We start from the raw sequence: 12,095 nt of genomic DNA, 5'->3' as shown, positions 1-12,095 counted from the left end.
TGGGGCATTACTTGCCGGACTTCATGCTTTTTCGCAGCCGCAAAGCTTCAGTATACACGCTGTGCCAGTCTTTGTCTTCAATAACCTGAGGGCTGTAATTCGCCCGCTCGAACATCTTCAGCAGTGCAGCAAGACTACCCGCAGCTTGCGGGCGTTCCACGCTCCACCGTGCCACGGATTCGCGCAGGGTCTCATGCTCTTTCTTCAGCATACCCTTCCTGCGCATATACCTTACCCAGCGCTCCGTTTCTGCAACAACTTTTTGCGCCGGAGTCGGCTGACCACCTAGACGCATACGGGTAATCAGGAAGCGCAGGCTCAGCCGGCGCTGCCAGATCAGGAATACGATCCAGAGCAGGAGTACAGCGGCTGCTCCAGCCACAGCCCAGGTGCCGGGATGGAACCCGGCAGACTTGTCCGTCTGTCCCGATGCCGCCGGTTCAAGCTCTTCCGGCTCCTCTTCCTGAACTTCGGGCTGATCCGGATTATCCTGCTCACTCTGCGTCAGCACCGGAACATCGAAGCCGGGCGTTGCCTCAACAGGCACCCATCCGTAATCGCCGAAATAAATTTCGGCCCAGGAGTGGGCATCCGCATTGGTAATCGTGTAGTTATTGTTCACATAACCGGCAGCGCTCTGTTGGATCATTACGCTATCCGGAATCTCGGCCTGCTCCCCGGGAGCATACCCCTTCACCCAGCGGGCTGGTATATCCAGTGACCTCGCCATGGTGACAAGCGCCGTGGAATAGTAATCACAGTATCCTTCCTTGATCTCAAACAGGAAGCTCTCGACCATATCCTTACTTCTGGCCCGTGAGGTATCCGGCTGATTCGTGTAAGGGAAGGAAGCTTGCAGATATTGCTGCAGCAGAATCGTCTTCTCGTAAGGCGTCTGCGCTCTCGCCGTAATCTCCTTGGCCAGCGCGCTCACCCGCTCAGGATAGTTATCCGGGAGCTGAAGATACTGCGGATCGATATTCTTATTACTGTAGAGCTGCTCGAAGGTCTGCATGCTCAGTTCCTTAAGGGGAACCACCGGCACCTCCGAGGTTACCACATAGGTCTGCGGGTAAGCCCTCGTCTTGCCTCCGGGATTCCACAGCAGTTCACTGTCTTCACTCCGCCAGGCCAAGCCGCTGCTCTGTTCCTGCCCGTCCACCGAGTCTACCCCCGAGATCGAATAGCCGCCGAACAGAACCGGATAACTGTTCCCTCCGAGCAGCTTGACGGTCTGCTTGAGCGTACGGGTCTCTGTCTTGGAAGCGGCAGCGCGCTCCAGCGGCTCGCCCACCTGGACTTCGTTATGTTTTCCCCGGCCGGAGGTATCATCATCTGTCCAGCCTTTGCCCGAATACACGCTGCGGATCTCGCCGCGCATATAGGTGCGCAGATCGGAGGTCACTTGCATGACCGGCGAATAATCGAAATTGAAGCCCCCGCCCAGATTGTCATCGTTCAGGCTGTAGCCCGAAGTCGTCGCGTTCGCCGCTGACCCGCCGCTTCCGCTGTCCCCGCCCCCGGAGGAGGGTCTGGACGAGACCGAGTTACCGTTCCACTTTTGCCAGGCGGTATACGGGTCGGTCAAGGTTGGACGCACGCCAGGCATGTTCACCCCGGCAAGGATGACCAGTGAGAAAATAATCGCTATATTCAAGGCAACCTTCATCGGGTACCTCAGCATATAGGTCCAGCCGCGCGGATAATGCAGCTGGAAATTCCTAAGATGCCGCGTGACCAGCCAGCCCATACCGGCAAAGACCGTCCAGGCTACCTCCTGCCACATTACCGCTGTCGTGAATGAATCCAGCGCGGCGAAGGCTGTGATATTCGCCGCGATGAACATCAGAATCCGTGCCTTGCTGTTCACCCACCAGGCGGACACAAGCAGCAGCGCCCAAGCCCCCAGCGCAAACCAGATGTACGGATTCATCGATACCGTTATCCCCGGCAGCCGGTCAAGAAATGCCGGCAGCAGAGGATCAGGAATGTAAATGCCGTAACTGATAATCACGTTGTATACGATAAATACCACTGCCGCGCCTTCCAGCAGAATGCGGTACACATTTTTGAACGGAAAAATAATTTCAATAGCTGTAACGGCCAGCAGGGTTAGCGCCACAGAAACGGTGGTCTCCTGCAGCCAGAAGGGCACCGTATAGGACACCCACTGCATAGCGATAATGCTTAGCCATAGCAGCGTCAGCCCGTGATGCCAAGAGGAACGTATCGCCTGGAACCAGTGCTTCATCGGACAGAATCACCTCCAAGTACCGCAGGAAGCTCCTGAAGTGTGCTGATGCTATGTCCGGTAACGCCATGCGAGTGCAGAATATTCTGCCACTCACCGGCCCGGTATTTCCCGGAAGGATGAAGAATATGAATATGGGAAGGCGTCATCCCCCGGTTCTCCGCCCAGTGCAGCGTATCCAGCACCACTCTGCCGCTCTGCGGACTGATCAGTACGAAATACGACCCCTTGGGGAACAGCCGCTGGACACTCTCCAGCCTGTTAATCAGCGGCCCCTTACCTTCCGCGTTGATGTCTATCAAATACTGAATCATCTTTTGCCGCTCGGCATTGCCTTCCGCCGGACTGAACACCTTCGTATGCTTATCCAGACAGCACATTCCAATGCCGATCCGCTCCCGGATGCCGAAGCCGAGGAGAGAAGCCGTGACCGAGACCGCCAGCTCGAATTGTGCGGAGTTGTAATAGCCGCTGGAGGTACCGTCCAGCACCAGAATGGTTCTGGGAACGGATTCATGCTCGAATTCCTTGGACTTCCACTCACCGGTCTTCGCCGTTGCATTCCAGTGAATGCGCGTCAGCCGGTCGCCGTAGACATAATCACGCACACCGTTGATCTGCGTGGTCTCACGCCGTGACTGAAGCAGCGATACCTGCGGCCCCGACAGGCGCGCCTTGCGCTCGTATAGCTGCCAGCGCGGCACTACGACAGCCCGGGGCATCACCCGGAACTGGCCTTCTGCCTTGAAGGTTCCCTTGTGCTCCATCAGACCGAAGATGTCCTCGCTGAGAATATCCGTATTCTCAAAAGAATAACGGCCCCGCTCCAGCAGCGGCGTCTGGAACAGCAGCTCGCCCCGTCCGCCCATGTTCGGAATCAGGCTCTCCTCGAATACCCAGGACTCTCCGTTATGGCGCTTCAGAATTTCCCTTACGATCACGTAGGGCAAAGGCAGAAATCCCGGAATGGTCACTTCCAGCTTCACCTTTAGAAAGCCCCCGGCATATAGCAGGTCCGGCTTATCCTGTTCGGAATAGAAGCTGCGTGTGCCTCTGGTCCGCCGGACTCCTTCAAGGCCGCCAATGAACAGATACAGAATGAGAACAGAGACCATAATGAACAGCATGAAGGAGGTTTTGCCGCCCTGAAACAGCACGTATAAGAGTGTGATGACCCAAATGGCCAGAACGCCCGTGAACTTCCTCAGCTGAACCGCAGCGGCAGCCCGCGTAAGTAAGGCCCTCATCTTATTGCCTCATGGTTACAGGCACGTTAATGCTCTGAAGCAGCTTCTGGAGCAGGGAGTCCATGCTGACGTTATCCAGGCGTGATTCCGGCCGCAGCAGGATACGGTGTCCCAGCGCATACGGGGTCAGGGTCTTCACATCATCAGGCAGCACATAATCCCGTTCCTGGAGAAAAGCGTAGGCCTTGCAGGCCATCATGAACGATAACGATGCCCGGGGGCTGGCGCCCAGCAGCACCAGCGGATGCACCCGCGTCTGTCGGACCACATCCAGCAGGTAGTTCAGCACCGGCTCGCTGATGAACACATCGCGGATCTCCTCCTGAATGGCGGCGATCGTCTCCATGCTGGTTACGGGAGCCAGCCTGTCCACCGGCTGGCCCTGCTGATGGGTACGCAGCAGGTTCTTCTCGGTGTCTGCATCCGGGTAGCCCAGGCTGATCCGCAGCATGAAGCGGTCCAGCTGAGCTTCGGGAAGGGTATAGGTTCCCTCGAAATCTATCGGATTCTGGGTCGCGCAGAGCATGAACGGATGCGGAAGGGGATAGGTCTCTCCATCGACCGTAACATTGCGTTCCTCCATTACCTCAAGCAGTGCGGACTGGGTCTTGGTGGTCGCCCGGTTGATCTCATCGGCCAGCAGAATATTGGTCATCACCGGGCCCGGGCGGAAGTGAAACATCTCATCGCGCGGATGATAGACGGATACACCGGTAATATCACTCGGAAGAATATCCGGGTTACACTGAATACGCCGGTATTCGCCGGACATCGACCGGGAGAGCGCGCGGATCAGCTGGGTTTTGCCAGTCCCGGGAACATCCTCAATCAGGACATGTCCGCCTGCTAACAGGGCAGTCAGCAGCAGTTCTATTTCAAAGCTTTTACCAAGAATACAGGATTCCAAATTAGTGCGGACAGCGTTCATTATTTGCGTAGATTCTTGACGTACGGGCATGTATATTAAACCCTCCTATATCAGAATAAGCAGTAATATATACATTTTACATGATAGGAGTACCGAAAGTACATGTTAGGCCAAGTGAATTTGTAGAGTCGCATGCTAGATTTGTCCAAAAGAAACCCGCATCAGGCGGCGCAACCCCCCTTCATATAAAAAGGGACCGCTCTAGGCGATCCCGGAATTGACATATCTATTGACGATCTATCCACCGTCAGTTACCCCTTCGGCCGGACCACCAGCGCCGCCAGGAAAGAGAAGACAATCGCCGAGGAAATCCCGGCGCTGGTCACATCGAAAATCCCGGTGACGACGCCGACCCAGCCATCGCGCTCCAGTTCAGTCAGCGCCCCGTGGACCAACGAATTCCCGAAGCTGGTAATGGGCACACTGGCTCCTGCTCCAGCGAATTTCACGAGCGGATCGTAGATGCCAAAAGCGTCGGCAGCCGCACCAAGTACCACCAGCGTACTCATAGTATGGGCCGGGGTCAGCTTCAGCACATCGAACATCAGCTGGCCGATCACGCATATCGCACCCCCGACCAGAAAAGCCCATAAATATATCATGCTCCTTCACCTCCACTCTCCAGAGCTACCGCATGGGCTACGCACGGAATACTCTCCCCTTGTTGATAAGACAGCGGCGACAAAAGCGCTCCAGTCGCTACGATCAGTACCCGCTTCAATTCTCCCTTCTTCAGCCGGCCCATAATATGCCCGTAGGTGACTGTGGCAGAGCAGCCGCAGCCGCTTCCTCCGGCTATGACATATTTCTGCTTGTCCAGATCATAGATCATCAAGCCGCAGTCATTGAAGACCGTCTCCTCCATCGGGATGCCTTCCTTGGCCAGCAAATCCTTGGCAATCGGCAATCCGATGGAAGCCAGATCGCCTGTAACAATCAGATCATAATGACCGGGCGACAGCCCCGTGTCCCGGAAATGTGCCGTAATCGTATCGGCGGCTGCCGGGGCCATAGCGGTTCCCATATTGAACGGATCTTTCAGCCCCAGGTCCATGATGCGCCCAAGCGTTGCATACACCACATGGGGCCCTTGAACCGTCCCATCGTTCACGCCTACCACTGCACAGCCAGAGCCTGTTACAGTGTACTGGGCGGTGGGCGGCTTCTGCGAGCCGTACTCTGTCGGGTAGCGGAACTGCTTCTCCACCGTACAGTTGTGGCTGGATGTGCCGGCCAGCACGTACTTGCCGCCGCCGGAATCCACGATCATGGAGGCGATGGCCAGGCTCTCCATCGAGGTGGAGCAGGCACCGAACACCCCGAGGTAAGGCACGCCAAGCTTGCGTGCGGCGAAGGAGCTGCTGATGATCTGATTCATCAGATCCCCGCCGACGAAGAACTCCAGCTTCTCCTGCTCCAGATTCGCATTCATCAGGGCAAGCTTGGCAGCTTTTTCAAATAAAGCGCGTTCTGCCTTCTCCCATGTTTTCTCGCCCATTTCCAGTGAATCGTAGACAAAGTCGAAGCTTGAGGCCAGCGGCCCTTCCCCCTCTTCGGGTCCCACCACTGCGGAGGTCCCAAGGATCACCGGACGGTTCGTAAATTCCCAAGTCTGTTTGCCGAGTTGCTTCATCGTTTAATGTGCACCTCCCCAGCCCATAACGGCATACACTACACCCACGATAAAAGCAGCAACGACGCCGAACACAATAACCGACCCGGCCAGCTTGAACATGTTCCCGCCCACACCCAGCACCAGCCCTTCAGCCCGGTGCTCCAGCGCGGCGGAGCACATGCTGTTGGCGAATCCTGTGACCGGCACTGCTGTGCCGGCACCGCACCATTGGGCGAGCTTGTCATACACCCCGAAGCTGGTCAATATGACGGAGAGCAGAATCAGAATGGCTACTGTCGGGCTTGCCGCCTCCCGGGAGGTCATATCGAATATCGCCATGAACGCTTCCTGGATGCCTTGCCCAAGCACACAGATGAGACCTCCAGAGAGGAAGGCACGCATACAGTTTTTGAATATGGGACGGGATGGTACATGAGGCTTGGCCAATTCCTGATAAGACTTCGGGGTCAGACCGTCAAGGTTCAGCTTGACGCCTGACTTTTTTGTTTTTGCCGGCAATGCAGACACCCCCTGAACTGATAGATACGAAAGGGAACGGTCAGCGGGTAAGCTGCAGTCCCGTCCCTTCGTGTTATGCGGAATTGAGTTTTTCTTATTGTTCACTTCAGGCGGCCCCGTTATGTCCCTCCTGCTCAGGAAAAATAAAACAGCACAACAATCAGCAGCAAAAACAGCACCAGGATCAGTACCGCCTCATTCTCCCGCCCGTACCGGCGGCGGCACCGCCTGGGCAAGCTCTGCCGGCGGACCGGCACTTTGCGGAATCCGCTCCGGCTGCCTGCCTGGGCTACACTCCCCGAGAGCCACATTCTCCTCGCTTCCTTTCTCCGGCTCCTGCCTGCAGAGCCCTTACCGTATAGTATTCGCACAGGGAGTCTCTGTGTTCATTTGCTCTTCCGGCATGGACAAGCGGCGTAAGAATGTTCATACTAGATGACATAAAGGAGCGATATATGTATGAATACAGACACCCTTGAATTGTTCAAAACCTTAACAGAATTCCCCTCAGCCTCCGGCTTCGAGCGCGAACTGCGCGCTTATGTCAAGGAGGCTATGACGCCTTATACGGATGAATTCGTACAGGACCGCCTTGGCAGCCTGTTCGGCGTAATGCGCGGTGAAGCTAACGGTCCCAAGATTATGGTCGCCGGCCATTTCGATGAGGTAGGCTTCATGGTTACCGGCATTACAGACAACGGGATGATCCGCTTCACACCGCTGGGAGGATGGCTGGCTTCGGCCGTGGCCTCACAGCGCCTGCAGATTATTACGCCGAAGGGTACGCTGAACGGCGTGGTCGGCAGTACACCCATCCACCTGCTGAGCGCGGATGAACGCGGCAAGGCCGGAGAGATCAGTAAGATGTATATCGATATCGGCGCAGACAGCCGTGAGGAGGCGCAGAGCTTCGGTGTAGCTCCCGGACAGCAGGTCGTACCGGTTTGCCCGTTCACTCCGCTCGCCAATCCGAAGAAGATTATGGCCAAGGCCTGGGACAACCGCTACGGTGTCGGACTGGCTATTGAATTAATGAAGGAACTGCATGGACAAGCCTTGCCGAATACGCTCTACTGCGGGGCTACCGTTCAGGAAGAGGTCGGGCTGCGCGGTGCCCGGACGGCCGCCAATCTGCTGGCCCCGGATATTTTCTTCGGGCTGGACGCCAGCGCCGCTGCCGATATGACCGGCGACCGCCAGGCCTTCGGCCATCTGGGCCAGGGCGCGCTGCTGCGTATTTTTGACCCGACGATGATTACCCACCGGGGACTGATTGAATACGTACAGGATACGGCTGATACTCATAAGATCAAGTACCAGTATTTCGTCTCCCAGGGAGGAACGGATGCGGGTCAGGTGCATCTCAGCGGAATCGGCATTCCTTCAGCAGTGATCGGCATCTGCTCCCGCTACATCCACACGGCAACCTCGATCATCCACAGTGATGATTATGCGGCAGCCAAAGAGCTGCTGATTAAGCTGGTGCAAGGACTGGACCGCACGACACTGCAGACGATTCTGGAGAACAGCTAGACAACCTCCCCACAAAGTGGGGCTTTAGCTCCGAAGCCTATTCAGGCACTTTGCGGGGACCCCAGAACATATAAAGTCTTTTCTTTCTAACACAAATAGCCGCAAGGATAAGCTTATAGGCTTTCCTTGCGGCTGTATTTTTATGTTATTAGCTCAGCTTCGAGTATTGCTCCATCGCAGACTGATGAACCTTGTGATCCGCAGCAAGCCCCGTGTACTTCGTCAGTGCGGCTTCTGCTCCAAGCTCCGCGATTGCAGCTTGCAGCTCTACCGCTTCGGGGTCATCCCCCGCCTTGAACAGCAGCGCACCTGCCATGGAACGCGTCAGCGCCGTGTAGCTCAGCCCTCTGTCATACGCCTGTGTTGCAGGGGATACCAGACGGTCACTCGGTGACAGCTTGCGCAGCGGCGAACGCCCTACACGGGATACCTCATCGGTCAGCGCCGGATTGCGGAAGCGCTCCAGAATTTTATCGATATACTTACTGTGTTCCGCTGCATCGAAGCCATGCTTCTGGACCAGCACCGCGCCGGTCTCCTCCAGCACCTCACGAACCTTCGCCGTTAAAGCCTCATCCGCCATAGCCTGCTGAATGGTCTCGTAGCCCTGCAGGAAACCAAGGTACGCCGCAGAGCAGTGGCCCGTGTTCACAGTGAAGAGCTTGCGTTCAATATACGGCTCCAGATTCTCTACATAATGCACCCCTTCAACCGGCGTATAGCCCGGGATCATCTGCGAGGCGTCCACCACCCATTCATAGAACGGCTCAACGACCACCTTGAGAATATCCTCGTGCTGCTGGAGCGGAACGATCCGGTCCACTGCCGCGTTAGGAAAAGCAACTGAAGATTCAGCCTTCGCACGGGTCTCTTCATCCAGCTTCGCGTACACCAGTTCCTTGAGCTGCGCACTGCCGCCAATTGCATTCTCGCAGGCGATCACATGCAGCGGTGCGGAGGAGACAGTTACTCTCCGGCGGATGCCGTCCGCCACCGTTCCTGCGATATGCTTCAGAATCGATACGCCGACCGCCGTAGTAACCAGATCCGCTTCAGCAATGGCGGCCGCCACTTCATCTGCATGCGTTACACTGCTAAGAGCCGTAACATTCTTCACGATGACCGTTTCCTGACCGTCGCTCGCCAGCGTGACCGGATACTCCCCGCGTTCCTTGAGCTGGGCAACAAAGGCCTCATTCACATCCACAAAAGTGACTTCATACCCCGCCTGCGACAGCAGCAGCCCGATGAAGCCCCTGCCGATATTGCCCGCGCCGAAATGGACCGCCTTCATTACTCCAGTCCTCCTTCGAAGATTGCAATGACATCAGCAGCTGTAGGAGCGTTCATGACGCGTTCAATGGCATCATCCTCGGTGAAAATCATCGCCACGTTCGTCAGAACCTCCATATGTCCGTCGCCTGCGGCTGCAATGCCGATGACAACAAACGCCGGCTCATCGCCGCCGAAATCCACCCCGTCCGGGAAGCGGATGATAGATAACCCAGTGGACTTAATATAAGGCCGCGCTTCCTTAGTACCGTGCGGAATAGCCAATCCGCCGCCCATATACGTGGACACTACTTCCTCGCGCTCCAGCATCTTGGGAACATATTCCTCCGTTACATGCCCTGCATCGACCAGCAGCTTACCCGCCATCTTGATGGCTTCGTATTTATCGTTGGCAGCACCGTGCATAATCACTTTATTTTCTGACAGGATACTCATATGGTTTCTCCCTCTTTCAACATTTATTTTGGAAAAAATGCAGCAGCTCCGAGGATAAATACCCCCGGATCTCTGACTCTGAACGCTCTTCCAGCAATTGAACCAGCTCGGAGTTCAGCAGCAGTGCACTGATCTCGCTGAGCACCTCCAGGCTCTCCTTAGAGAGTCTGCGCGGAGCCAGCATAAGCAGAATGACTCTGACCTCTGTATCCCCCTCCAGAATTACGGGTTGATCGAGCCGGTACAGGGTCAGCGATGACAGGTGAATATGGCTGCTTCTGGTATGGAACAGCGCCAGTGCGGTATCAGGGATCACCTGGCTGGTCATCCGCTCCCGTTCGAGCAGACGCTCCAGCACAATACCGGCATCCCCGACCACGCCGTTTCCATTCAGCGTCTCCAGCATCTCCACTATCGTCGCTGACAGATCCATCCCCTTATTATCAATCGGATGGAACCGGAACCGCTCCAGCAAGCTGACGATCTCATCCAGGATGCCCTTGTAGCTCCTGAGCCGTTCAAGCGAGGCTTCCTCCCGGACCACGTGGTCCGGTTCACTGGGCATCCCCTTCTCCCGTTCCCGCAGCGTCGTATTCTGAATGTAATTCAGCAGCTTTTCGATCTCCTCCGCTGTGAGCAGGGGGCTAATCTTGATGTAACGCTCCTTATCAATCGGCAGATCAATGGTAGATATAATCAGATCGTAATCTTCATCCGGCAGGCGCGCCGCTTCATACCAGGAGATGTTGCCGAGAATCTCAATCTGCGGCATTTCCTTGGTCAGCCGGGTGGCTAGCAGCCGGGAGGAGCTGAGGCCGCTGGCACAGACCAGAATGGCTCTTACGTTGCGCCTTAGCTGGTTCAGCCGCTCTGCGGAAGCTCCGAAATGCATGACCAGAAATCCAATCTCTTCATCCGGGATCTGGGGCTCCAGCTGCATATCCTCTACGGCTGCGCGGATGATGTTGAACAGATATTCGTAATCCCTGCGGATCGGGCCGAGCAGCGGGTTACGGATACGTGTGCCCTCCCGAATCCGCTTCAATGCCGGATCAATATGCTCCAGCAGACCTTCGCGCAGGGAACGGTCGCTCTGAAAGGGCAGCCCCGTCCGCTTGACCACGCTCTCGGTCAGCTTGTAAACAATCTCCATTAATTCAATATCGCCGTAAGCATAGCCCGAAGAGGAGAAGGAATCCTGAACCCGGTCGAACAACCCGGCAATATATAGAATCTCTACCCGGGGAATCTTCAGCTCAAGCACCTCTGCGAGCTGCTGCACAAATCGCTCGGCTCCTGCAATGTTCCGGTGGTCGGACACCCTGGAATAGCCTGCTTCCGCCCCGCTGTCGATGCTCCGGCTAAGCTCAATCCGCCGGGTAGTGACGGCAAGGGCCAGGAGCATTTCCATATAGACAATTTCGGGCAGCTCCGCCGTCCATTTCCATTCCATATCCCACAACGTATTCTCTACTTCCATGAGCTTAGCCTGACCTACTGTAGTCAGCAGCACGCGAAAAGCCGGATTGCTCTCAGCCAGAGAACCATGGCCGACCAGATCAGACAAATCCAGATGCTCTGCAGCTAAACGGCCGATCGCCCGGCGCTTGTCGAGCTCGCTGCCGGTGATTTCTACGCCATAGCCTCTTCTCCGGACCAGCTCCAGCCCAAACTTACGGACCCACTGCTCCAGTTCATCCAGATCATAGCTGATAGAAGCAACTGTAACCTTAAGGGAATGCGCAAGTGTGAACAGCTTCACCGGCTCCTCCGCCTCCAGCAGAACGCAGAGCTCGAATACCTTGCGGTCTTCGCCGGAATAATCCGCCGGCTTCTCTTCCCGCAGGAACAGGCGCAGCTCCGCAAGACCGGCCTCCGGGCCGCTCAACCCAATACCTTTGCCTGATTTTTTGATCAGATGAAGACCAAAGTTTTCAATTGCGGACTCTATATCCTCCATCTCCCGGTGTACGGTTCTTACGCTTACCCCGGTAGCCTCGGCAATTTTCACAGCGGTAATCTCTCCGCTTACTTCGAGCAGAAGCCACAGGATCTGGCGCTGTCTGGCGGTAATTTTCGTCATTTCCGCTAACCCTCCGCCTTGCATTAAGTGGAAACGGCTTTGCCGCCCTTTTGAAGGACGGTACCGTTTCAGCGAAAAATAGAAGGATCATATATAAAGCGATGCCTATAAATCCTTATATTTCAAGCACAAACGGATATGCCGTCCTATAAGGGACGGCATCCGTTTCAGCGAGAAGTATATACTTAGAT

Annotated in this window: 11 protein-coding genes; 1 reads left to right on the top strand and 10 read right to left on the bottom strand. The window is 55.9% G+C overall.

Going from position 1 to position 12,095, the window contains the following annotated elements; genetic code table 11:
- Positions 1-7 precede the first annotated feature (7 nt).
- The 7 genes from C162_RS22365 to C162_RS36115 all read right to left on the bottom strand — a co-directional run bounded on the left by C162_RS22365 (position 8) and on the right by C162_RS36115 (position 6,871).
- Positions 8-2,251, bottom strand: a complete 2,244-nt coding sequence (locus tag C162_RS22365) for a DUF4129 domain-containing transglutaminase family protein (protein WP_036697927.1) — start codon at positions 2,249-2,251, stop codon at positions 8-10.
- Entirely contained in the window at positions 2,248-3,498 is a 1,251-nt protein-coding gene (locus C162_RS22360; RefSeq protein WP_036697924.1) for a DUF58 domain-containing protein, read from the bottom strand. Before C162_RS22360 ends, C162_RS22365 begins: the two co-directional genes overlap by 4 nt.
- Position 3,499: 1 nt before the next feature.
- Positions 3,500-4,456 (bottom strand): AAA family ATPase, encoded by a 957-nt coding sequence (locus C162_RS22355; protein WP_036697922.1) that lies wholly within the window; start codon positions 4,454-4,456, stop codon positions 3,500-3,502.
- A 221-nt stretch (positions 4,457-4,677) separates the two neighbouring features.
- Positions 4,678-5,028 (bottom strand): stage V sporulation protein AE, encoded by a 351-nt coding sequence (spoVAE, locus tag C162_RS22350; protein WP_036697920.1) that lies wholly within the window; start codon positions 5,026-5,028, stop codon positions 4,678-4,680.
- Positions 5,025-6,059, bottom strand: a complete 1,035-nt coding sequence (spoVAD, locus tag C162_RS22345) for a stage V sporulation protein AD (protein ID WP_036697917.1) — start codon at positions 6,057-6,059, stop codon at positions 5,025-5,027. The genes spoVAE and spoVAD overlap by 4 nt, the downstream gene beginning before the upstream one ends.
- Positions 6,060-6,062: 3 nt before the next feature.
- The gene (gene spoVAC / locus C162_RS22340) at positions 6,063-6,560 is read right to left on the bottom strand and encodes a stage V sporulation protein AC (protein ID WP_036697915.1); all 498 of its coding nucleotides are present in this window, start codon (positions 6,558-6,560) and stop codon (positions 6,063-6,065) included.
- Positions 6,561-6,694: 134 nt separating this feature from the next.
- Entirely contained in the window at positions 6,695-6,871 is a 177-nt protein-coding gene (locus tag C162_RS36115) for a hypothetical protein (RefSeq protein ID WP_156949687.1), read from the bottom strand.
- Positions 6,872-7,019: 148 nt separating this feature from the next.
- Between C162_RS36115 and C162_RS22335 the strand changes: the two genes are divergently transcribed.
- On the top strand, positions 7,020-8,093 hold the full coding sequence (locus C162_RS22335) for a M42 family metallopeptidase (RefSeq protein ID WP_036697912.1): 1,074 nt from the start codon (positions 7,020-7,022) through the stop codon (positions 8,091-8,093).
- Positions 8,094-8,241: 148 nt separating this feature from the next.
- On the opposite strand, the gene C162_RS22330 is transcribed toward C162_RS22335, so the two are convergent.
- From C162_RS22330 to C162_RS22320, 3 genes are read right to left on the bottom strand one after another with little or no spacing between them, the layout of a single operon-like run.
- A complete protein-coding gene (locus tag C162_RS22330; protein WP_036697908.1) occupies positions 8,242-9,387 on the bottom strand; it encodes a mannitol-1-phosphate 5-dehydrogenase in 1,146 nt (381 codons plus the stop codon).
- Positions 9,387-9,821 (bottom strand): PTS sugar transporter subunit IIA, encoded by a 435-nt coding sequence (locus tag C162_RS22325; protein ID WP_036697905.1) that lies wholly within the window; start codon positions 9,819-9,821, stop codon positions 9,387-9,389. Before C162_RS22325 ends, C162_RS22330 begins: the two co-directional genes overlap by 1 nt.
- Before the next feature lie 16 nt (positions 9,822-9,837).
- Complete coding sequence (locus C162_RS22320) at positions 9,838-11,904, bottom strand: BglG family transcription antiterminator (protein WP_036697902.1); 2,067 nt, start codon at positions 11,902-11,904, stop codon at positions 9,838-9,840.
- Positions 11,905-12,095: the final 191 nt, after the last annotated feature.

It is taken from the genome of Paenibacillus sp. FSL R7-269 (genome assembly GCF_000517865.1).
Classification (GTDB): Bacteria; Bacillota; Bacilli; order Paenibacillales; family Paenibacillaceae; genus Paenibacillus_AQ.
The sequence above is the reverse complement of the archived record's forward strand: the minus strand, read 5'-3'. Positions and strand labels throughout refer to the sequence as shown.